The organism is Comamonas koreensis (genome assembly GCF_014076495.1).
GTDB classification, from domain to species: Bacteria; Pseudomonadota; Gammaproteobacteria; order Burkholderiales; family Burkholderiaceae_C; genus Comamonas; species Comamonas squillarum.
Map to the genome: position 1 here is coordinate 2,331,934 of NZ_CP043575.1, position 20,624 is coordinate 2,352,557.

Annotated in this window: 20 protein-coding genes, 1 tRNA gene and 1 pseudogene; 12 read left to right on the top strand and 10 right to left on the bottom strand. The window is 63.6% G+C overall.

Features of this window, described 5'->3' with window-relative positions:
- Window positions 1-4: 4 nt before the first annotated feature.
- On the bottom strand, window positions 5-622 hold the full coding sequence (locus tag F0Q04_RS10420) for an arylesterase (RefSeq protein ID WP_116925070.1): 618 nt from the start codon (window positions 620-622) through the stop codon (window positions 5-7).
- Window positions 623-698: 76 nt separating this feature from the next.
- On the opposite strand from F0Q04_RS10420, the gene F0Q04_RS10425 reads away from it, so the two are divergent.
- From F0Q04_RS10425 to F0Q04_RS10445, 5 genes are all read left to right on the top strand, one after another.
- Window positions 699-1,412: an ABC transporter ATP-binding protein gene (locus F0Q04_RS10425; RefSeq protein ID WP_116925071.1), complete on the top strand. Its 714-nt coding sequence runs from the start codon at window positions 699-701 to the stop codon at window positions 1,410-1,412.
- 128 nt (window positions 1,413-1,540) lie between these two features.
- Window positions 1,541-2,137, top strand: coding sequence for a phosphatase PAP2 family protein (locus F0Q04_RS10430; RefSeq protein WP_182345353.1), 597 nt, complete (start codon window positions 1,541-1,543; stop codon window positions 2,135-2,137).
- A gap of 3 nt (window positions 2,138-2,140) precedes the next feature.
- Window positions 2,141-3,757 carry an ArnT family glycosyltransferase gene (locus F0Q04_RS10435; protein WP_116925073.1) on the top strand — a complete coding sequence of 539 codons (1,617 nt, stop codon included), beginning with the start codon at window positions 2,141-2,143 and terminating at the stop codon, window positions 3,755-3,757.
- Window positions 3,758-3,871: 114 nt separating this feature from the next.
- On the top strand, window positions 3,872-4,429 hold the full coding sequence (locus tag F0Q04_RS10440) for an NADPH-dependent FMN reductase (RefSeq protein WP_116925263.1): 558 nt from the start codon (window positions 3,872-3,874) through the stop codon (window positions 4,427-4,429).
- 131 nt (window positions 4,430-4,560) lie between these two features.
- A complete protein-coding gene (locus tag F0Q04_RS10445; RefSeq protein WP_182345354.1) occupies window positions 4,561-5,229 on the top strand; it encodes an alpha/beta hydrolase in 669 nt (222 codons plus the stop codon).
- A 9-nt stretch (window positions 5,230-5,238) separates the two neighbouring features.
- Here F0Q04_RS10445 and F0Q04_RS10450 read toward each other — a convergent pair whose 3' ends face one another.
- From F0Q04_RS10450 to F0Q04_RS10470, 5 genes are all read right to left on the bottom strand, one after another.
- Window positions 5,239-6,063: a zinc-dependent peptidase gene (locus F0Q04_RS10450; protein ID WP_116925075.1), complete on the bottom strand. Its 825-nt coding sequence runs from the start codon at window positions 6,061-6,063 to the stop codon at window positions 5,239-5,241.
- A gap of 4 nt (window positions 6,064-6,067) precedes the next feature.
- Window positions 6,068-6,928 (bottom strand): UDP-2,3-diacylglucosamine diphosphatase, encoded by an 861-nt coding sequence (locus F0Q04_RS10455; protein ID WP_182345355.1) that lies wholly within the window; start codon window positions 6,926-6,928, stop codon window positions 6,068-6,070.
- Between the two features lie 17 nt (window positions 6,929-6,945).
- Entirely contained in the window at window positions 6,946-7,452 is a 507-nt protein-coding gene (locus F0Q04_RS10460; RefSeq protein ID WP_182345356.1) for a peptidylprolyl isomerase, read from the bottom strand.
- Between the two features lie 68 nt (window positions 7,453-7,520).
- Window positions 7,521-8,105, bottom strand: coding sequence for a peptidylprolyl isomerase (locus F0Q04_RS10465; protein ID WP_116925078.1), 585 nt, complete (start codon window positions 8,103-8,105; stop codon window positions 7,521-7,523).
- A gap of 155 nt (window positions 8,106-8,260) precedes the next feature.
- On the bottom strand, window positions 8,261-8,827 hold the full coding sequence (locus F0Q04_RS10470) for a tetratricopeptide repeat protein (protein ID WP_232539580.1): 567 nt from the start codon (window positions 8,825-8,827) through the stop codon (window positions 8,261-8,263).
- Window positions 8,828-9,142: 315 nt separating this feature from the next.
- Here F0Q04_RS10470 and cysS point away from each other — a divergent pair, with 315 nt between their 5' ends.
- The 6 genes from cysS to F0Q04_RS10500 all read left to right on the top strand — a co-directional run bounded on the left by cysS (window position 9,143) and on the right by F0Q04_RS10500 (window position 14,819).
- Complete coding sequence (cysS, locus tag F0Q04_RS10475) at window positions 9,143-10,528, top strand: cysteine--tRNA ligase (protein ID WP_182345358.1); 1,386 nt, start codon at window positions 9,143-9,145, stop codon at window positions 10,526-10,528.
- Between the two features lie 102 nt (window positions 10,529-10,630).
- Window positions 10,631-11,236 carry a DNA-3-methyladenine glycosylase family protein gene (locus F0Q04_RS10480; protein ID WP_232539581.1) on the top strand — a complete coding sequence of 202 codons (606 nt, stop codon included), beginning with the start codon at window positions 10,631-10,633 and terminating at the stop codon, window positions 11,234-11,236.
- A gap of 77 nt (window positions 11,237-11,313) precedes the next feature.
- Window positions 11,314-12,288, top strand: coding sequence for an acetyl-CoA carboxylase carboxyltransferase subunit alpha (locus tag F0Q04_RS10485; RefSeq protein ID WP_116925082.1), 975 nt, complete (start codon window positions 11,314-11,316; stop codon window positions 12,286-12,288).
- 83 nt (window positions 12,289-12,371) lie between these two features.
- Window positions 12,372-13,343, top strand: coding sequence for a tRNA lysidine(34) synthetase TilS (tilS, locus tag F0Q04_RS10490; RefSeq protein WP_182345359.1), 972 nt, complete (start codon window positions 12,372-12,374; stop codon window positions 13,341-13,343).
- Between the two features lie 77 nt (window positions 13,344-13,420).
- Entirely contained in the window at window positions 13,421-14,701 is a 1,281-nt protein-coding gene (locus tag F0Q04_RS10495; protein WP_116925084.1) for an aspartate kinase, read from the top strand.
- A gap of 25 nt (window positions 14,702-14,726) precedes the next feature.
- Window positions 14,727-14,819, top strand: a tRNA-Ser gene (locus F0Q04_RS10500).
- Window positions 14,820-15,167: 348 nt separating this feature from the next.
- Here F0Q04_RS10500 and F0Q04_RS10505 read toward each other — a convergent pair.
- Together F0Q04_RS10505 and proP are read right to left on the bottom strand one after the other, a co-directional pair.
- On the bottom strand, window positions 15,168-16,136 hold the full coding sequence (locus tag F0Q04_RS10505; protein ID WP_182345360.1) for a tripartite tricarboxylate transporter substrate binding protein: 969 nt from the start codon (window positions 16,134-16,136) through the stop codon (window positions 15,168-15,170).
- Window positions 16,137-16,420: 284 nt separating this feature from the next.
- A complete protein-coding gene (gene proP / locus F0Q04_RS10510) occupies window positions 16,421-17,992 on the bottom strand; it encodes a glycine betaine/L-proline transporter ProP (protein WP_182345361.1) in 1,572 nt (523 codons plus the stop codon).
- 184 nt (window positions 17,993-18,176) lie between these two features.
- Between proP and F0Q04_RS10515 the strand changes: the two are divergent.
- Window positions 18,177-18,668, top strand: a pseudogene (locus F0Q04_RS10515) (beta-ketoacyl synthase N-terminal-like domain-containing protein); the annotation flags it as partial.
- Window positions 18,669-18,797: 129 nt separating this feature from the next.
- On the opposite strand, the gene F0Q04_RS10520 reads toward F0Q04_RS10515, so the two are convergent.
- Together F0Q04_RS10520 and F0Q04_RS10525 are read right to left on the bottom strand one after the other, a co-directional pair.
- Complete coding sequence (locus F0Q04_RS10520) at window positions 18,798-19,166, bottom strand: VOC family protein (RefSeq protein ID WP_182345363.1); 369 nt, start codon at window positions 19,164-19,166, stop codon at window positions 18,798-18,800.
- Between the two features lie 202 nt (window positions 19,167-19,368).
- Window positions 19,369-20,292, bottom strand: a complete 924-nt coding sequence (locus F0Q04_RS10525; RefSeq protein WP_182345364.1) for a LysR family transcriptional regulator — start codon at window positions 20,290-20,292, stop codon at window positions 19,369-19,371.
- Window positions 20,293-20,624: the final 332 nt, after the last annotated feature.

Genomic DNA, 20,624 nt, shown 5'->3' on the forward strand with positions numbered 1-20,624 from the left:
ATTTTTATTTCATCAGCTTTTGCAGCTCGGGCCAGACATTGGCCAGCAGCTGCGGGTGGGCGCTGGCCAATGGGTGGATGCGGTCGGCCTGGAAGTTCTTTTCCGCGTTGGGCACATCGGCCACGCCGTGCAGCAAGAAGGGCACGACAGCGGTTTTCTTCTCGCGCGCCAGGCTGGTGAAGACCTGGGCAAAGTCCGTGGTGTACTTGCTGCCGTAGTTGGGCGGCACCTGCATGCCCAGCAGCAGCACCTGGGCGCCAGCCTTTTGGGCGCTTTCCACCATCGCTGCCAGGTTGGCCCGGGTGCTGGCCAGCGGCAGGCCGCGCAGCGCATCGTTGGCCCCCAGCTCCAGCACGACGATGCCGGGCTTGTGCTGCGTCAGCAGCTGGCCAAAGCGGGCCCGGCCGCCGGCGGTGGTGTCGCCGCTGATGCTGGCGTTGTGCACCTGGTAGGCGCCTGCGTTTTTGCTTTGTTCGAGCTTGTCCTGCAGCAGCGCCACCCAGCCGGTGCCGCGGGCAATGCCGTATTCGGCGCTGATCGAGTCGCCCACCACCAAAATCGTGGCAGGCGCCTGTGGTGCAGCAGCCTGTGCTGTAAAACCTATAGCGATGGAGGTCATCATTGACAACGCTACGATGCTGCGCAGACACCGGCGTCGCGTGACGGGTGTTCGATCATTGGAGGAAAGATTGGTTGTCATGACAGATGCAGTGCTTTCTCAATCGCAGGCGCCTGAGGCGGTGTTGGTGGCCCAGGGCCTGGGTAAATCGGTCTCGGATTCGACTGGCAGTTTGACCATTCTGCGTGATGTGGACTTTAGCATCGCGCAGGGGGAAACCGTGGCGATTGTCGGTGCATCGGGCTCGGGCAAAAGCACCTTGCTGTCGATCCTGGCGGGCCTCGATACCCCCAGCGTGGGCACGGTGCGGATTGCTGGCCAGGACCTGTTTGCGCTGAGCGAAGACGACCGGGCAGCGCTGCGTGCGCGCACGATGGGATTTGTGTTTCAGAACTTTCAATTGATGGGCAATTTGACGGCGCTGGAAAACGTGATGCTGCCCCTCGAGTTGGCTGGCCAGCGCGATGCCCGCAAGCAGGCGACTGCCATGCTTGAGCGTGTGGGCCTGGGCCAGCGCCTCGCCCACTACCCCAAGCTACTGTCGGGTGGCGAGCAGCAGCGCGTGGCACTGGCCCGCGCCTTTGTCGTGCAGCCCGCTGTGCTGCTGGCCGACGAGCCCACCGGCAGCCTGGACTTTGCCACCGGCGAAGCGGTGATGCAGCTGGTGATGGACCTGAACCGCGAGGCGGGCACGACCCTGATCATGGTCACGCACGACCGCGCCATTGCCGCCCAGTGCCAGCGCGTGATCACTATCGCCGCCGGCGCCGTCGTGCAAGACAGCCGCATTTAAATTCTTTATCGTCTTTTTTTATGCATTAAGACATCGGTAAGCTCCGCCCGCCACAGTGCCCACCTACAGATTGCGCTGTTGCCGGGTGAACTCCCATCCAGAGCGGCCTTCTGCGCGAGGGGCTTGCGATGGATGCATTGAATCTGCAATGGTTTGCATGGATGGCTGGGGGCTTTGGGCCCACCGCCTGGGTGTTGGCGCTGGCCCGCTGGCTGGGCATGGACGGCGTGGCGCTGGCCGGGGCGGCGCTGCTGTGGCTGTGGTGGAAGCGGCCGGCGGACCGCCTGTACCTGCTGGGCAGCATGCTGTGCTGCGCCGCTGCCGTGTTGCTGGCGCACCGGCTCGCCGTCTGGCTGGGGCATCCCCGCCCCTTTGTGATGGGGCTGAGCCCCGCCTATATTGACCATGCCGCCCGGGGCTCACTGCCCAGCGCGCATGCCAGCGCAGTCTTTACCCTGGGATTTTGCCTGCTGTGGTTGCGGCAGTTGCGCCTGGGCGGCGCGGCCATCGTGGCCGTGGCGCTGGCGGTGAGCTGGGGCCGGGTGTACTGCGGCGTGCATTTTCCACTCGATATTGCAGCCGGCGCTGCGCTGGGCGGGGTGATCGCGCTGTTGTTCGGCTGGCTGTGGCGGCATGCCGGGCCGGTGGTGCAAGATCCTGCTGACCTGGCTCTGCAGGGCGCTGCAGCGCCACGCCCATCGCCGCTACCCGCATCGGTGGAATAAGGCATGAACAGTCTCGCTTCTGCGCGGGCCGTGCCTGCCCGCGTTGCTTGGTCGATCCAGGTCCGCATGGCACTCTTGCTAGCGCTGTGGCTGCTGGCGCTGGCCTGGCTGCGGCCGCTCAGCGATCCGGATGAGGGCAGGTACGCTGTGGCTGCCTTGCAGATGCTGCGCAGCGGCGACTGGGTGACGCCTGCGCTCAACGGCCTGCCGTTTTTCCACAAGCCGCCGCTGTACTACTGGCTCGCTGCTACGGGCTTGCAGGTCGCGGGCGTCCATGAATGGGTGGCGCGCCTGCCGTCGCTGCTGGGCGCATGGCTGGCGGCAATGTCCTTGTTCGCCCTGCTCAAACGCTATGCCAGCCAGTCGGTAGCCGTGGCTGCTGCCGTGGTGCTGGTGACCATGCCCTACACCTACCTGGCCGCGCAGTACGCCAATATGGACATGCTGCTGGCCGGCTGCCTGACGGCCTGCATCTGCAGCGCTGCGATGGCGACCCTGGAGGCGCGCCAGGCGTCGGGCCGCATCCGGGGCATGGCGTGGATGGGCTGGCTGGCTGCGGCCGGTGCCTGGGCCGGGCTGGGCTTTTTGGCCAAGGGCCTGATTGCGCTGGTGCTGCCCGGCATGGTCTGGGCCCTCTGGCTGGTCTGGGACCGGCGCTGGCGCCAATGGTGGCTGCCTTTGCATGCCGCGGCATGGCTGCCGGTGCTGCTGATTGCCGGCCCCTGGGTGTTCATGGCGCAAGAGCGCCACAGCGGCTTTTTCCACTACTTTTTTGTCACCCAGCACTTTCAGCGCTACACCGGCAGCAGCTTCAACAACCCCCAGCCCTGGTGGTTCTATGGTGCGGTGATCGCACTGGCCGCCTTGCCTTGGACGGGCTGGGCGCTGGCTGCTGGCTGGCGCAGCTGGAGGCGCAGGCGTCTGGACGGATCGGCTGCGAAGCCAGCAGCACGGCCGGCCGAGCAGACCTTGGTGCAAAGCCTGGACCGGCTGATGCTGGTCTGGTTTGCCGTCATCGTGCTGTTCTTCTCGGTGCCGCACAGCAAGATCGTGGGCTATGTGCTGCCTGCGCTGCCACCGCTGGCCTATGCGGTGGTGCGGCTGGTGCAAGCCGCTGGCTGGCAGCGCTGGGGCCGGCATACGGCGGCGTTGGCCGCGCTGTTGTGTGTGGCGCTGGCCGTGGCGCTGGGCACGGTGGCTGTGCCTGCCAAGGCCCAATGGCGCGCACTGCGCAGCCTGCCGGTGCAGTCGGCGGACCGCGTGGTGATGCTTGAGCACCTGTACTACGAAGTGCCTTTTTACCTGCCCGCCATGGCCGATCCGCTGGTGGTGGACGACTGGAGCACCGAGGACCAGCAGGCCGACAACTGGAAGAAGGAGCTGAGCGATGCTGCGCAGTTTGCGCCGCAGCTGGGCAGCCGTGTCTTGCTGGATGCGCAGAGCTTGCAAGCCTATGCCTGCGCGCATCCGCAGCAGCGCCTGTGGGTCGTTGGCAGCGCCGAGGCGGCCCAGCGCCAGATGCCGGCGCTGGCCACTGCCGCAGCGGCCCTGCATTTGGGCAGCACCCAGGTCTGGCAATTGCAGGCGGGCCAGGCCTGCGACCGAGGCACGGGCCGTTGAGTCACAGCGCGGCCATGGCCGCGCTGTTCGCGTTGGACTACATCGGTTGTCGCCAAGCAGGGGTATAACCAGAGGCTTTCCTATCCTCTGCATGTCCTGAAAGTGAGAATGACTGTGGCAAAACCCCAAATCGGCGTGATCGTTGGCAGCAACAGCAAGACCTCGATCAACAAGCAACTGGCGCATGGCCTGGTCAACCTGGTGCAGAACCAGGCGGACTTCGAGTTCCTGGACCTGAGCGCGCTGCCGTTCTACAACCGCGACGACGATGCCGACGCCTATCCGGCGGCATTTACCGCTTTCAAAGACAAGGTGCGCAGCAAGAACGGCATCCTGTTTGTGACGCCCGAGCACAACCGCTCGGTGCCGGCCTACCTGAAAAACGCGTTGGACGGCGCCAGCCGCCCCTATGGCAGTGGCGCATGGAACGGCATCCCCGCCGGCATCATAGGCACCTCGACCGGTGGTCCGGCCACCTCGATGGCCCAGCAGCATTTGCGCAATATTCTGGTGTTTCTGGACATGCCGGCGATGGCGCAGCCCGAGGGCTTTATCCGCTGGACCGATGGCCTGATCAGTGCCGATGGCAAGGTGGCCGAGGCCAGCGAAAAGTTTTTGCGCAGCTACATGGAGCGCTTTCTGGCCTGGGTGGCTCTGCACCCGAAGAAATAAGCCATCAGCGCTGGGTAGGGGGCTGCCGTCGCTGGCAATGGCGCCCACCGCAACGCGTTTTGCTGTGGTTGCCACCATGGTTGCCAGGGCTGCGGTACGATGCAGCCAAATTTTTTTTGACCAGGGCTGCCATGTTGAACCTTCCCCTTCACCACCTGTACCGCGCCGCTGCGGTGGATACCCCAGCACCTTGGCTGCTGGTGCTGATGCATGGCGTGGGCAGCAATGAGCAGGATCTGTTTGGCCTGGCGGGCATGGTGCCGCCGGCTTTCCATGTGCTGAGCCTGCGCGCGCCCTACACCTTGGGGCCCAGCAGCTATGCCTGGTTCCAGTTTGGCGTGAACCCCGACGGCAGCCGCAGCATCGACACCGCGCAGGAGAAAGCCAGCCGCGCGCTCGTCGCCCAGACCTGCGCCGAGGCGGCACAGGCCTTGCAGATACCGGCCCAGCGGCTGGTGGTGGGTGGTTTCAGCCAGGGCGGCATCATGTCGCTCTCGGCGCTATTGACCCAGCCGCAGCTGCTGCAGGCCATCATGGTGTGGCACAGCCGCCTGTTGCCCGAGATTGCGGCCGAGCAGGTCGCGCCCGCGCAACTGGCTGGCCATCAAGCCTGGATCAGCCATGGCACCGCCGACAATGTGATTCCACTGGCGCAGGCCCATGCGATTCGCGCGGCGCTGCAAGCTACGCCTGTTGACTTGGCGTACCACGAGTACCCCTGCCGCCATGAGCTGCACCCGCAAGAGCTGCAGGACAGCATGGCCTGGCTGCAGGCTCTGACGCAGGCGCAGCGCGGCTAAGGTCAGTATTTAGCCAGCGTCCGGCCGGAACAGCCCGGCCAGCATGCGGTCGAGCTGCGGCCATTCCTGTGCGAACTGGCTGCGGTTGACAAAGAAGGCCTCGCAAGCCACCGCAAAGAACTCGGCCGGGGCCGTGGCGCCATAGCTGTCCAGCCAGGGCGCGGGCTCGCCAAAGCGCTGGGATTTGGCAATCGCATGGCCAAAGGCCGCAAAGGCCGATGCCCAGGTGCGCTCCCAGGTCTGGCGTGCTTCGGCGGCGCTCGCCAGGCCCAGAAAATGGCCGGGCAGCGAGGGGTAGCCATCGGCACCGCCATTGCGCATATCGATCTTGTGGCAGAACTCGTGGATGACGACGCTGGTGCCGCGCGCGTTTTGCTGCAGCGGATCTTGCGCAATGGCTGCCCAGCTGAGCGTGACGGGGCCATGCTGCATCGCTTCGCCTTCGAGCATCATGCGCCGGTGCGATACCAGGCCCGCCTCGTCATGCATGTCGCGCGCAGCCACCATCGTGCCCGGGTGCACGACAATGCCGACAAAATCATCGTAGAGCGCGATGGCCTGCTGCGCCTCACCCCGGTGGAGCAGCGGCACGCAGGCCTGCGCGGCTATAGTCAGCGCCATCGCATCGCTCACCACCAGGCCATGGGCACCCGAGAATTGTTTTTGGCGCAGAAACAGTGCGCTCAAGGCGCGCAGCTTGGCTTTTTCTTCCAGCGACAGCGCCTCGAGGAACGGGTATTTTTGCAGCACCTGCAACCACAGGGCTGCGGGGATTTCGGGCACGGGGCGCGCCAGCGCGCGCAGGCGTGACCAGGTGCGGTGCAGCCAGGCCATGGGATCAGTGCGCGCCGGGCTGTGGAGGCCGGGCCAGGTAATCGGCCAGCGCGATGCGCTGCTGGCCGGTGGCGTCGATGCGCAGCACTTCGGCGCGGGCGGGTTCCAGGTCGGTGTCCCAGTCGCTCAGCACCAGGCGCTCGTGGCCCGCATCCAGCGCGTGGCGGGCAGGGCGGTGGGTGTGGCCGTGGATCAGTGTGGGCGCCTGGGCCTGTTGCAACCAGGCGAGGGCGGCCTGGGTATCCACATCGGCGGTGATCACTTCGCGCATGCGGCGCGCCTCGCTCTGGCTGCGCATGGCGCCAGCGAGCTGGCGGCGCTGGGCCAGCGGCTGGGCCAGAATCTGCTGCTGCCAGGCGGGGCTGCGTGCCACCGCACGAAAACGCTGGTATTCGGAATCTTCCACGCACAGCGCATCGCCATGGCTGAGCAGCCAGCGCTGGCCGAGAAAAGTGAGGCAGCTGGGATCGGGCAGCAATTGCATGCCGCTGCGCTCGGCAAACTGCGCGCCGATGAGAAAGTCGCGGTTGCCATGCATGAAGAAGACGGCGCGCTGGCCACTGGCCTCGCGCAGGCTCTGGGCGCAGGCCGCTTCAAAGCTGCCGGCCTCGTCCAGCGCATCGTCGCCGACCCAGGCTTCAAACAAATCGCCCAGCATGAAGATCGCATCTGCCGTACTGGCTTGCAGGTACTGCTGCCAGCTGTGCCAGGTCTGTGGCAGCTGGGGTTGAAGATGCAGATCGGAGATGAATTCGATGCTGCGCCAGGCGGGGGGCGCAGCGAAGGCATGGACTGCCGTGGTGGCCAACTGGGCGCGCAGCGCCTCATGAGTGTCTGCGGCGCGGGTGTCGGTCGGGCTGTCCATGCCAATGGTGGCGCCTATTACAGGGCCACAGCCTTTTCGATCAGCACTTCTTCCTTGGGCACGTCTTGGTGCATGCCCTTGGAGCCGGTCTTGACGGCCTTGATCTTGTCGATCACGTCGTTGCCCTTGACCACCTTGCCGAACACGGCATAGCCCCAGCCGCTAGGGGTGGGCGAGGTGTGGTTGAGGAAGTCGTTCTTGGCGACGTTGATGAAGAACTGGGCGGTGGCCGAATGGGGATCGCTGGTGCGGGCCATGGCTACGGTGTACTGGTCGTTCTTCAGGCCGTTTTGCGCTTCGTTCTGAATCGGCGCCTGGGTGGACTTCTGGTCCATGCCCGATGCAAAGCCGCCGCCCTGGATCATGAAGCTGTTGATCACGCGGTGGAAGATCGTGCCGTCATAGTGGCCGCTCTTGACGTAGCTCAGGAAGTTCTCGGTGGACTTGGGGGCTTTGTCTGCGTCGAGTTCCAGCGTGATGACGCCGTAGTCTTTGATATGCAGTTCAACTTGTGGATTGCTCATGGTGTGTTTCCTGTTGAGAAAGGTGGGAAGGGCGCCGCAGCCCGGTTGGGGGCCAGCGGCAGGGCCATTTACTTGACGACGGTAGCCGACTTGATGATGACAGGGGTCTTGGGCACGTTCTGGTGCGGGCCGGCATTGCCGGTTTGCACGGCCTTGATCTTGTCGACCACATCATTGCCGCTGACGACCTTGCCAAACACCGCATAGCCGTGGCCATCGGGGTTGGGGGCATTCAGCGAATCGTTGTTCTGCACATTGATGAAGAACTGCGCGGTGGCCGAGTCGGGAACCGCCGTGCGGGCCATCGCGATGGTATAGGTGTTGTTCTTGAGGCCGTTGTTGGCCTCCAGCGGGATCGGCGAGCGCGCAGGCTTTTGCTGCATATCGGGGGTGAAGCCGCCGCCCTGGATCATGAAGTTGCCGATCACGCGGTGGAAGATCGTGCCGTCGTAGAACTTGTCGTTCACGTACTGCAGGAAGTTGGCCACCGTCTTGGGCGCTTTTTCTGGATTGAGCTCGACCACGATGTCGCCCATCGAGGTCGCCAGCTTCACGCGGGGCTGGTCCGCTGCTTGTGCGGCGCTGGTCAGCAACATGCCGCCGGCCAGTGCCAGGCCGCCCAGAATGGAAAGAGTGTGTCGTTTGGAAGGCATCGGTTTCCTCTGTCGTTGTATACGGTAGATGTCCAGTGCAGGGCGCTGCGGGGTCCGCAAGACATCCTGCGCTGCGCGCAAATCTTGGGCGGTGCACGGTGTGCGTTTGCACCGAGTTGAGGGCCAACGGTGCAAGATTCAAGGCAAGGCCCTTACTATTTTGCGTCGGGCGCCGCTGCTGGGGCAGCCGGCGCGGCGGCAGCGGGTGCTGCAGCAGCGGCAGGTTGGGCCCTGGTTACCAAGAGGCGCAGGCTGCTGATCTTGGGCTGCAGCCTGGCTTGCTGGGCCGGCGCCAGCGTGCTGGCCTTGCTCAGCGACTGCTCGGCCAGGCGAATATAGATATCGCCCAGGTTTTCATAGGCGGTGGCATAGCCGGGGTTGGCCCGCACCGCATCTTGCAGCGCGCGGCTGGCTTTTTCCAGCTGGTTGTTCTGGGCGTAGAGCACGGCCAAGTTGTTGTAGGGCTCGGGCAGTTCGGGGTATTCCTGCACCAGCTTCTCGAACGTTGCCGTGGCCTCGTCACGCTGGCTTGCATTCATCTGGGCCACACCCTGCAAAAAGCGCCATTGCGGGTCACGCGGGGCTTGCTGGATCTTCGGCTCCAACTGCTCCAGTGCCAGGGCATTTTGGCCCGACTGGATCAGCTTTTCCACGGCCGAGTAATCGTCCGCATAGGCGGCGCCGCAGCTCAGCGCAAGCGCCAGCAAGGCGGCACGGGGCATCAGGGGGGAGAAAAGGCAACTGACTAACTTCATAGGGTTCGGGCGCGCTGGGCGCGTGCAAGTGGCCTGCAGGCTTATACTGCAGCGCATTGTAGCTGAGGGGGCTGGCGCCCCGGAACGACGGGCGGCCATGGTTTGCAGGGCATGGTCTCGGGCATCAGCTACCATACACGGTTCGGCGGTTCCTGCCGGGCGGCGGTGCCCAGGCAGGCGCTGCACAACCTGCGCCCAAGCCTCTCCCAGGGGGACGGGGGCGGACCGGGGTAGGGCGCCAGGCGCCTTTCCCTCTCTCAACCACAACCACGCTAATTTTTCATGAGTTTGCGCATCTACAACACGCTTTCGCGTGCGCTGGAGTCATTTGTTCCGATTGAGCAGGGCCATGTCCGCATGTATGTATGCGGTATGACGGTCTATGACCTCTGTCACCTGGGACATGCGCGCTCGATGCTGGCGTTTGATGTGGTGCAGCGCTGGTTGCGCGTCAGCGGCCTGAAGGTGACCTATGTGCGCAATGTCACCGACATTGAGGACAAGATCATCCGCCGCGCCATGGAAAACGGCGAGACCATCCGCAGCCTGACCGACCGCATGATCGAGGCCCTGCACCAGGATGCCGATGCGCTGGGCATCGAGCGCCCCACGCATGAGCCCCGTGCCACCGAATACGTGCCGCAGATGCTGTCCATCATCTCGCAGCTGGAAGAAAAAGGCCTGGCCTACCGCACCGAAGGCGGCGATGTGAACTATGCCGTGCGCAAGTTCCCCGGTTACGGCAAGCTGTCGGGCAAGTCGCTCGACGAGCTCAATGCCGGTGAGCGCGTGGCCGTGCAGGACGGCAAGGACGACCCGCTGGATTTTGTGCTGTGGAAGAGCGCCAAGCCGACTGAGCCCGACGAGGCCAAGTGGCAAAGCAGCTATGGCACGGGCCGGCCGGGCTGGCACATCGAGTGCTCGGCGATGAGCTGCGCGCTGCTGGGCGAGACCTTCGACATCCATGGCGGCGGCGCTGACCTGCAGTTCCCCCACCACGAAAACGAGATTGCCCAGAGTGAGGGCGCGCACGGCCAGCCGCTGGCCAAGATGTGGATGCACAACGGCTTCATCAATGTGGACAACGAGAAGATGTCCAAGTCGCTGGGCAATTTCTTCACGATCCGCGATGTGCTCAAGCGCTACGACGCCGAGACCATCCGCTTCTTTGTCGTGCGCACCCACTACCGCAGCCCGCTCAACTACAGCGATGTGCACCTGGACGACGCCCGCAATGCGTTGAAGCGCCTCTATACCGCGCTGAGCTTGGTCGCCGCCGAGCCGGTGGCCATCGACTGGAGCCACCCGAGTGCGGCGCGCTTCAAGGCGGCGATGGACGAGGACTTTGGCACGCCCGAAGCGGTGGCGGTCCTGTTTGAGCTGGCTGCCGAGGTCAACCGCAGCAAGTCGCCTGCGGTGGCTGGCCTGCTCAAGGCGCTGGCGGCCACGCTGGGCCTGCTGCAGGCCGACCCTGCCGCCTACCTGCAAGCGGGCGCCAGCGTGGATGCGGCCTATGTGGAGGCGCAGATTGCGCTGCGCGCCGCTGCCAAAGCGGCCAAGAACTATGCGGAATCGGACCGCATCCGCGCCGAGCTGCTGGCCCAGGGGGTGGAGCTCAAGGACTCTGCGCAAGGCACGACCTGGACGGTAGTCCAGGCGGGCGCCTGATGCGCGCTCTGGGTGGTGTGAACCCGGCATTGGCATTGAAGCCGAGCGTCTAGCCGTATGCCTGGTATCAGCAACAAGCCGCTGTCAGCGGAGGATTGGGCCGTGGCTTGCAAGCACCTGGCCCGCAAGGACCGGGTGATGCGCCGGCTCGCCCCGCTGTATGCCGGCGAGATGCTGCGCCGCGAAGCAGACGGCTTTGCGCTGCTGGTGCGCTCGGTGGTCTGGCAGCAGCTGTCGGACCACTCGGCGCGCCAGCTGTGGAAGCGGCTGGTGGCGGCGCTTGGGTCGGCTAGCCCCAAGGCCATGCTGGCCCTGACGGACGAGGCGGCCAAGGCCATCCGCCTGCCGCAGCGCAAGCTGGGCTATCTGCGTGATCTGGCTGCATGGTTTGTGCAGGAGCCCAAGGACGCGCTGTCCTGGGTGCATGTCGATGACGACGCAGTCATCGAGCAGCTGATGGCGCAGCGCGGGCTGGCGCGCTGGGGTGCGGAGATGTTTTTGCTGTTCCATCTGGGCCGGCCCAATGTGCTGGCCATTGATGATGCGGCGCTCCTGCAGGGCATCAGCGACCATTATTTTTCGGGCGAGGCCGTCAGCCGCAGCGATGCGCGCGAGGTGGCGCAGGCCTGGCAACCCTGGGCGAGTGTCGCGGCCTGGCTGATCTGGCGCTCCCAGAATGCCATGCCACTGGGGCAGGATGCAGATTGATCTGGTTTGGCCGCATGCGGTTACACTGTCGGTCGTTATGAGAAGGCTGCCTGCGGCTTTTCTCGAGGAGAATCATTTTGGCGAAAAGAACATTCCTGGATTTCGAGCAACCGATTGCGGAGCTGGAAACCAAAATTGATGAACTGCGCTATGTGCAAAGCGAAAGCGCAGTGGATATCTCTGAAGAGATTGATCAGCTCAGCAAGAAAAGCCAGCAGCTGACCAAGGACATCTACAGCGAGCTTTCCCCCTGGCAGATCACCAAGATCGCACGCCACCCCGAGCGTCCCTACACCCTGGACTATGTGAACGAGATCTTCACCGATTTCGTCGAAATGCATGGCGACCGCCACTTTGCCGACGACCTGTCCATCGTGGGCGGCTTGGCACGTTTCAATGGCAACCCCTGCATGGTAGTGGGTCACCAAAAGGGCCGTGACACCAAGGAGCGCACCTTGCGCAACTTTGGCATGAGCAAGCCCGAGGGCTACCGCAAGGCGCTGCGCCTGATGAAGACCGCCGAGAAGTTCAAGCTGCCGGTGTTCACCTTTGTCGACACACCCGGTGCCTACCCCGGCATCGATGCCGAAGAGCGCGGCCAGTCCGAAGCCATTGGCCGCAACATCTATGAAATGGCGCAGCTGGAAGTGCCGATCATCTCCACCATCATCGGTGAAGGTGGCTCGGGCGGCGCGCTGGGTATCTCGGTGGCCGACCAGGTGCTGATGCTGCAGTACTCGGTGTACTCGACCATCAGCCCCGAAGGCTGCGCCTCCATCCTGTGGAAGACCAGCGACAAGGCCCAGGAAGCGGCGGACGCCATGGGTATCACCGCCCATCGCCTCAAGGCCCTGGGCCTGATCGACAAGATCATCCACGAGCCCGTCGGTGGCGCCCACCGTGACCACAAGCAAATGGCGGCGCTGCTCAAGCGCGGCCTGAGCGATGCCTTCCGCCAGCTGGCTGATTTGAAACCCGCTGAGCTGCTGGACCGCCGCTACGAGCGCCTGCAAAGCTATGGCCGTTTCTCGGACACCAAGGCTGAGCACTGATACGCGCTGCCGGCCGCCGCTGATGCTGCGCCGTTGCTGCCAAGCCTCCCTTTGCGGAGGCTTTTTGCTGTGGGGCGCGGGCCATGGCTGAGCCCGCTATTGTTGCTGCGCTGAACGGCTGGCAGCCCGCACTGCCGCTGGCTGTGGCCTACAGCGGTGGAGCCGATTCCACCGCCTTGCTCTGGGCCTGCCTGCAGCGCTTTCCCGGCCAGGTGTATGCCCTCCACATCAACCATGGGCTGCAGGCCGCAGCCGCGGTATTTGAATCGCATTGCCGCGCCCAGTGCGCGGCCTGGGGCGTGACGCTGCAGGTGGTGGCGGTGAATGCCCATGCGCTGCCCGGGCAAAGCCCGGAGGACGCGGCCCGCATTGCGCGCTACCAGGCGCTGACCCAGGCCGTGCTGGCTTGCGCCGATGCAGGGCAGGGCCGTATCCAGACCATCGCACTGGCCCAGCATGCCGATGACCAGGTCGAAACCGTGGTGCTGGCGCTGTCGCGCGGCGCTGGGGTGGCCGGCCTGGCGGGCATGCGCCCGCAGTGGCAGCGCGCCGGTCTGCAGTGGGCGCGGCCTTATCTGGGCCTGGGCAGTGCGCAGATCCGCGCTGACCTGGCTGCGCTGGGCATCGCCTGGGTGGAAGACCCGAGCAACACCGACACCCGCTACACACGCAACCGCATCCGCCAGCAGGTGATGCCCGGCCTGGCGCAGGCCTTTCCGCAGATCGCGCAGACGGTGGCGCGCAGCAGCGCAAACGCGGCGCAGGCGGCCGAGCTGCTCGATGACCTGGCGCAGATCGACCTGCAGGCCACCGGCGCGCCGCCGCGCATCGGCGCGCTGCAGGCGCTGAGCGAGGCGCGCATGGCCAATGTGCTGCGCTACTGGCTGCGCACGGCCCATGACCAAACGCCGAGCGCTGCACAGCTGGCGCAACTGCAGCAGCAGCTGCAGCGCTGCACCACGCGGGGCCACCAAATCCATATAAAAGTGGGCCGTGGGTATATACAGCGCCACAGAGATGTCATCGATTGGTACAATCCGCCAGTTTTGGTCTGACTAATGTACGATTCCGACGGCGTGCCAAAACACTTTGCATCAACGCCGAGCTTCGTGTTTCGTCATCGTGATATTCAATGGCACTGATCGTTCATAAGTACGGCGGCACGTCGATGGGCTCTTCCGAGCGCATCCGCAATGTCGCCAAACGCGTCGCCAAGTGGGCAAGGGCTGGCCACCAGATGGTGGTGGTGCCCAGCGCCATGAGTGGCGAAACCAACCGTCTGTTGGGCCTGGCCAGCGAGCTGGCACCCAGCCGCGCAGACAAGTCCTATTACCGTGAGCTGGACATGCTGGCCGCCACCGGCGAGCAGGCCTCGTCGGCCTTGCTGGCCATTGCGCTGCAGGCAGAAGGCGTGCCCTCGGTGAGCTACACCGGCTGGCAGGTGCCGGTGCGCACCGACGACAGCTACACCAAGGCGCGCATTGAATCGATCGACGACCAGCGCGTGCGGGCCGATCTGGACGCGGGCCGTGTGGTGATCGTGACCGGTTTCCAGGGCATTGACCCGAACGGCAACATCACCACCTTGGGCCGTGGCGGCTCGGACACCTCGGCCGTGGCCGTGGCAGCCGCCATGAAGGCCGCCGAGTGCCTGATCTATACCGACGTCGACGGTGTCTACACCACGGACCCGCGCGTGGTCTCGGCCGCACAGCGCCTCAAGACCGTGAGCTTTGAGGAAATGCTGGAGATGGCGAGCCTGGGCTCCAAGGTGCTGCAGATCCGCTCGGTGGAATTTGCCGGCAAGTACAAAGTGCCAATGCGTGTGCTGTCGAGCTTCACGCCCTGGGATATTGCATTGGATGAAGAGGCCAAATCGGGCACTCTGATCACATTTGAGGAAGACGAAAAGATGGAAAAGGCCCTCGTATCGGGCATCGCTTTCAACCGCAGCGAAGCCAAAATCTCTGTCCGTGGCGTGCCTGACACCCCCGGCATTGCCTACCAGATCCTGGGCCCGGTGGCCGACGCCAACATCGATGTGGACGTGATCCTGCAAAACATCGGCAAGGACGGCAAGACTGACTTCAGCTTCACCGTCAACCAAGGCGACTTCAACCGCACGGTCGAGTTGTTGCGCGAAGAAGTGGTGCCCAAGCTCGGCGCTGACGAAGTCATCGGCAACCCCAACATCTGCAAGGTGAGCATCGTCGGTATCGGCATGCGCAGCCACGTGGGCGTGGCATCGACCATGTTCCGCGCGCTGGCTGAAGAGGGCATCAACATCCAGATGATCTCCACCTCCGAAATCAAGACCTCGGTCGTGATCGATGAGAAGTACCTGGAACTGGCCGTTCGCGCCCTGCACACTGCTTTTGGTCTGGATTCTGAAGAAGTTTCCAAATCGGCCTAAATTTTCAGGTTAGAATAGCTGTATTGGAAACGTGACCGAGTGGCCGAAGGTGCTCCCCTGCTAAGGGAGTATGGGGTGTAGAGCCTCATCGAGGGTTCGAATCCCTCCGTTTCCGCCAAGAATCAAACCCCTGAGTGTTCGCACTCAGGGGTTTTTCTTCGTCTGGGTGTGTGCTCTTCACTCAACGCTAAATTGTTTCTTGTCGGGGTGTGGCAAGGGGGGATCGCAGCCTCGAGTGCCGCACGTGTCCGTGACCAAGCGCCAATCCATGCTTACGCGGTTCGAGATGAATGACGCCATCCATGTGCGCTGGCTTGCCTTCAGGGCGGCAGCTACACAGCCTCAGGGCTGCGCGCTGCTCAGTTCCTTATCGACGCTATAGGCTGGATGGGAAGGTGGCCAGTCTGCACAAAAGCTGATGACGGCTCTGGCACTCACCCTGGCACCTGTCATTCTCAAGCGACTCTTACTCCAACCCGATGCTCTGCACAATCGCGCCTTCTTCGGCGAAGGCCTTCTTCGCGAAGGCGCTGTAATCTTGGGCATTGCGGTACTCCAGCCGTACGCCATAGTTTGCCGCCGCCTGCTGAAAGGCGGGGTCGTCCATGGCAGACTTCACGGCGGCTTCGAGCTTGCGCACGATTTCGGGCGGCAGGCCCCTGGGCCCGGCAATGCCCAACGGCGATGGCGTCACTACGTCATAGCCCTGTTCACGGAAGGTCGGCACATTGGCAAAGGCTGGCGGGCGCGTTTCTGACGCAATGGCCAGCGCACGCAGCTTGCCTGACTGCATATGCGGTAGCACCGTATTGCCAAACACCCCCGTCTTGGTGTGGCCCGCAATTAAGGCATTCACCGCCTCGGCATCGCCCTTGTACGGCACGTGGGTGAACTGTACACCCGCCTTCTTCTCCAGCAAGGCCATCAGCACGTGATTGGCCGAAAACTTGCCGGGTGTGCCGTAGTCAACCGAGCCGGGCTGCTTCTTAGACTGATCCACAATGTCCTTGACCGATTTGAATGGCGAATCCTGCGCCACGGCCAGCAGAAAGTCGTATGACATATAGGCCGCCACATAGGTCAGGTCGGCAATTGGATCGTAGGCCACCTTCTGGATATGGGGCTGCCGAAAGATAGCCACCGGGCTCAAAGTCAGCCGGTAGCCATCGGGCTTGGCATTCTTCATATCCATCACCCCCATCGACGCCCCGGCACCCGGCTTGTTCTCGATGATGATGGACTGGCCCAACTGCTTGCCCATCGACAGAGCCAGCGCCCGCGCCACCACATCGCTCACACCACCCGCCCCATAGGGCACGATCAGCACAATAGGCCGGTTAGGGTAGTCAGCTTGTGCCATGGCGGGCGCGGCAAAACCCGCAGCGCCTACAACGGCAATGCTGACTGCGACAGCGGCAAAAGTACGGCGTTGCATGGTTGTCTCCTTGCACGAAAGCTTGTTTGCACTGCAGTCTAGCGACGCCACCCCTCCGTACCCCCAACACGGGTGACAGCAGTATTGCGCCGGCGGCGGTGTCATCTTGGCGAATGGTAGTGCTCGCCGGATCTGGGTGGCAAGTACCCAGCTCTGGTGTCGCACTGGAGCCCGGGTGAGCGGTGAAAGCATGGTGAGCGGGTTCAGAAGAAACAAGGCCCTGCAAATAGGCAATTTGCAGGGCCTTGTGGTGCGATGTTGGTAGTGCCTAAGCGGTACGCTCCTCAATCCAGCCGAGGATGCAAATCAACATACTTCTGCTTGCGCAGCTCCAGCGCCGCGATCTGCTCTTGCAGCTTGGCGATCTCGGCGTCGATGTCGTCCACGCTTTGCTCGATATGGTCCAGTGTCTGGATCAGCAGCTCCTTGGCCTCTTGCCTGCTGGATGCCGCTGGCGTGGCGCCGCGCAAGGGGCGGTTGGCGGTTTCCTTCATGAAGATGCCGGTGATGATGCCGACGACTGCGACAAACATCAGGTAGTAGGCAGGCAGGTAGAGGCTGCCGGTGGAGTCGACCAGCGCAGCGGTGATGGTGGGCGTGAGGCCGGCGACGATGATGGCGATGTTGAACGAGGCGGCCAGCGCGCTGTAGCGGATGCGGGTCGGGAACATCGCAGGCAAGGTGGAGGCCATCACGCCGGTAAAGCAGTTCAGCACAATGGCCAGCATGAACAGGCCGACAAAGATCAGCGCGATCTGGCCGTTGATGATCAGCCGGAATGCGGGAATCGCCAGCACCAAGAGGCCGATCGAGCCAACGATCACAAAGGGTTTGCGGCCAAAGCGGTCACTGGCCAGGCCAATCACCGGCTGCACAAAGAGCATGCCGATCATCACCGCGATGATGATCAGCACGCCATGGTCTTCGGAGTAGTGCAGGTTGTGCGACAGGTAGCTGGGCATGTAGGTCAGCAGCATGTAGTAGGTGATATTGGTGGTCAGCACCAGGCCCACCGACACCAGCAAGGGGCGCCAGTAGCGCGTCGCGATTTCCTTGAAGGAGATGCGCGGGCGGTTCTCCACATCCTCCTGGTCGTCCTTTTCCATCTGGTCGAGCTGCTGCTGGAAGGCAGGCGTTTCTTCCGCCGCATGGCGCAGGTACAGGCCTACCAGGCCCAGGGGCGCTGCCAGGAAGAAGGGCACGCGCCAGCCCCAGTCGAGAAAGCGCGCCTCGCTCAGCAGGCTTTGCAGCAAGACGACGACACCCGCGCCCGTGACAAAACCGACGATGGAGCCAAAGTCCAGAAAACTGCCCAGAAAGCCACGCTTGCGGTCAGGCGCAAACTCGGCCACAAAGATGGCGGCGCCGGTGTATTCACCGCCGACCGAGAAGCCCTGCGCCAGCTTGCACAGCAGCAGCAGGATCGGCGCCCAGATGCCGATGCTCGCGTAGGACGGTATCAGGCCAATACAGAACGTGCTGGCCGCCATGATGATGATGGTGATCGACAGCACCTTCTGGCGCCCGAACTTGTCACCCATCACGCCAAAGAACAGGCCACCCAGCGGCCGAACCAGGAAGGGAATCGAGAAGGTGCCCAGCGCGGCAATCATCTGCACACTGGGCGATGCATCGGGGAAGAACACCTTGCCCAGCGCAAAGGCGACAAAGCCATAGACGCCAAAGTCGAACCACTCCATCGCATTGCCCAGCGCGGCGGCAGAAATCGCCTTTCTGAGCTTGACCTTGTCGACGATGGTGATGTCATGCAGCTCCAAGGTGCCGCTTTGGGTCGGGATCAGCGGCGGCGAAGGAGGCGTCGGATCGGCCGCTGTGTTGTTGTTGATGCTATCCATGCGGTTCCCCGGTAATTATCGGTCGCCATCTTCGCCAATCGCCGCCGGGCCGTCTGTAGGACGAGGGGGCTGCACGCTGCCGCCAAACTTCGCCGGCCACCCGTTATGGGTGGTTGGGTGATCTGGCTGCGCGCCTAAACTCTTCCCGAGCATCTTCTAGACAATGACGAGACAAAGGAGTCCCATGTCCGAAGCTTTTATCGTGGCGGCACAACGCACGGCCGGTGGCCGCCGGGGTGGCCAACTGGCCGGCTGGCATTCGGTGGATCTGGCCGCACAGGTCATCAATGCGGTGGTCGAGGGCGTCGATGCCGACCCGGCCGCTGTGGACGATGTGTTTCTGGGCTGCGTCAGCCAGGTGGGCGAGCAGTCCAGCAATGTGGCGCGCAATGTGGTGCTGGCCTCCAGGCTGCCCGAATCGGTGCCCGGCACCAGCATCGACCGCCAATGCGGCTCCTCGCAGCAGGCCATCCACTTTGCCGCGCAGGCGGTGATGTCGGGCGCGATGGACATGGAGATCGCCGCCGGCGTCGAATCGATGACCCGCGTGCCCATGGGCAGCCCGGGTGGCCTGGCGCAAAAGGCCGGGCTGGGCCACTACCACAGTCCCGGCATCGCCAGCCGCTATGGCGATACCGTCTTTAGCCAGTTTGTCGGTGCCGAGATGGTGGGGCGTTCAATATAGGCGGCGCTGGCCAAGTCCACGCAGCATGTGATGGTGTGCTGGGGGGCTAAATGTGCTCTGGCCTTTGCCATGGGCATCAGGCTGCGCCCCAGCCTGTGACAGGCGCCCAGCGCAGCGTATTCAGAGCACGGGCTGATGGCACACTGCCTCGATGTTATGGCCGTCGGGGTCAAGCACAAAGGCCGCGTAGTAGTTGGCGTGGTAGTGCGGCCGCAAGCCGGGAGCGCCGTGGTCACGCCCACCGGCCGCCAGCGCTGCTGCATAAAAGGCATCCACCTCCGCTCGGGTCTGGGCGGTGATGGCGATGTGCACAGGGGTCGGCTTCTGCGAAGACTCCGTCAACCAAAGCGAAGGCTTGCCGTTGCGGCCCAGACCGATGCTGCCGGGCCCCTCCATCGCAAGCCCAACGCCCAAAGGGAGCAGCGATGGGAGAAAAAAGGATTGGCTCACATTCAGGTTGCTGACACCGATGCCGATATGGTCAAACATCTCTTTTCCTCTGTTGTGATCATCAGAACGTGCGTTGCGGCAGGACCGCCTCGCAAGCCGGCAGTCTAGCGTTGTTGACGCGCTCTTGACTATAGGCGGGACTGCCAGCGGTCGGCACCAGGTCAAGATTGGCGGGGGATCGGGGCGCGAAGGGGTGCTGCGCCAGATGTGGCTGGCGACTGCGTGCAGACCATCGTCCCCGCTATGCTGAACCCGCAGCGATGGCAAGGGGTAGCGGTGTGACCCGCAGCGCATTGAGCACCAAAGAAAAGGCGAGTGAAGGCTGTCGTCGGCTGGGGTAGTACAAGTAGTATCCGGGGAAGGGTGGGCACCAGTCGTCCAGCACCCGTATCAAGCGGCCTTGCTCCAGGTGGGGGGCAAACTCGTCTTCGGGCAAATGCGCTATGCCCATGCCGGCCAGTGCTGCATCGACGATGCTGGGAGAGGTATTGAAGATGACCTGCCCGTCCACCCGAACGCTCAGCGGCTTGCCCCGGCGCTCAAAATCCCAGGTCCACAAGCCTCCTGCTGTCTGCATACGCATGTTGATGCAGTTGTGTGTGATCAGATCGCCTGGCGTCTTGGGCAGCGGATGGCGTTGGAAGTAGGCCGGCGATGCGGCGGCCGCCATGCGCAATGTCGGTCCGATGGGCACAGCGATCATGTCCTTGTCGATGGTGTTGCCAAAGCGCACCCCTGCATCGAAGCGGTCCGCAACGATGTCGCGCAATCCGTAGTTGACGTCGAATTCGACCTTGATGTCAGGGTACTGCAGCAGCAAGGGCGCCAGCTTTGGCACCAGTGTGGCGCGCGCGACATGCTCGCCACAGGTGATGCGCACCAAGCCGCTGGGCTTGTCGCGCATTTCGGTGAGCTGGTGCAGCTCGGCGTCGATTTCGTCAAAGCGATGGCCAATCGCGCTCAGCAGCCGATCGCCGGCGGCCGTGACCGACACGCTGCGCGTGGTGCGTGTGAGCAGGCGAATATGAAGCCTCGCCTCCAGACTGCTGACGGCCTGGCTGAGTGCCGATTGGGTCACTCCCAGCACCGAGGCCGCGCGCGTGAAGCTCCCCTCACGGGCGACCGTGACAAAGTACAGCAGATCGTTGAGGTTGCGTTTGACCATCGCGAAAGTGTCGCACGGGCAATTGATTAGCAAGGCTAATAAGGTCTAGAAGGTTTCATTAGCTAGTCAAAGAGGCCAGAGGATCTCAAGATAGGCCCATGGCCAGGTCTGGAAGCACCGGCGCCCGTGTACGACCACCCGCCGCACAAGCTGCGCTGCTGTCTGACTGGCGCGCCCAGCATCCAGCACTAGGATCTAACGGCTTGCGCTGCAGGTTGTCTGTTGCTGGGCAGTGGCGTCGCGCAAGCCCAGGTCGGACTCCAGCTCCATGTGCCGCTTGGGGCACTGGAGACCGGAGGTACCGCTTCTGACATCCGTTGCCCCGCAGCACG

Excerpts from the sequence above, each read along its gene's own strand:
- F0Q04_RS10525 (WP_182345364.1), bottom strand. The coding sequence starts at position 20,292 with ATGGTCAAACGCAACCTCAACGATCTGCTGTACTTTGTCACGGTCGCC.
- F0Q04_RS10435 (WP_116925073.1), top strand. The coding sequence starts at position 2,141 with ATGAACAGTCTCGCTTCTGCGCGGGCCGTGCCTGCCCGCGTTGCTTGG.
- F0Q04_RS10520 (WP_182345363.1), bottom strand. The coding sequence starts at position 19,166 with ATGTTTGACCATATCGGCATCGGTGTCAGCAACCTGAATGTGAGCCAA.
- F0Q04_RS10450 (WP_116925075.1), bottom strand. The coding sequence starts at position 6,063 with ATGGCCTGGCTGCACCGCACCTGGTCACGCCTGCGCGCGCTGGCGCGC.
- F0Q04_RS10495 (WP_116925084.1), top strand. The coding sequence starts at position 13,421 with ATGGCACTGATCGTTCATAAGTACGGCGGCACGTCGATGGGCTCTTCC.
- F0Q04_RS10470 (WP_232539580.1), bottom strand. The coding sequence starts at position 8,827 with ATGCCCCGTGCCGCCTTGCTGGCGCTTGCGCTGAGCTGCGGCGCCGCC.
- F0Q04_RS10430 (WP_182345353.1), top strand. The coding sequence starts at position 1,541 with ATGGATGCATTGAATCTGCAATGGTTTGCATGGATGGCTGGGGGCTTT.
- F0Q04_RS10425 (WP_116925071.1), top strand. The coding sequence starts at position 699 with ATGACAGATGCAGTGCTTTCTCAATCGCAGGCGCCTGAGGCGGTGTTG.
- F0Q04_RS10445 (WP_182345354.1), top strand. The coding sequence starts at position 4,561 with ATGTTGAACCTTCCCCTTCACCACCTGTACCGCGCCGCTGCGGTGGAT.
- proP (WP_182345361.1), bottom strand. The coding sequence starts at position 17,992 with ATGGATAGCATCAACAACAACACAGCGGCCGATCCGACGCCTCCTTCG.
- F0Q04_RS10465 (WP_116925078.1), bottom strand. The coding sequence starts at position 8,105 with ATGCCTTCCAAACGACACACTCTTTCCATTCTGGGCGGCCTGGCACTG.
- F0Q04_RS10420 (WP_116925070.1), bottom strand. The coding sequence starts at position 622 with ATGATGACCTCCATCGCTATAGGTTTTACAGCACAGGCTGCTGCACCA.
- F0Q04_RS10505 (WP_182345360.1), bottom strand. The coding sequence starts at position 16,136 with ATGCAACGCCGTACTTTTGCCGCTGTCGCAGTCAGCATTGCCGTTGTA.
- F0Q04_RS10455 (WP_182345355.1), bottom strand. The coding sequence starts at position 6,928 with ATGGACAGCCCGACCGACACCCGCGCCGCAGACACTCATGAGGCGCTG.
- F0Q04_RS10460 (WP_182345356.1), bottom strand. The coding sequence starts at position 7,452 with ATGAGCAATCCACAAGTTGAACTGCATATCAAAGACTACGGCGTCATC.
- cysS (WP_182345358.1), top strand. The coding sequence starts at position 9,143 with ATGAGTTTGCGCATCTACAACACGCTTTCGCGTGCGCTGGAGTCATTT.
- tilS (WP_182345359.1), top strand. The coding sequence starts at position 12,372 with ATGGCTGAGCCCGCTATTGTTGCTGCGCTGAACGGCTGGCAGCCCGCA.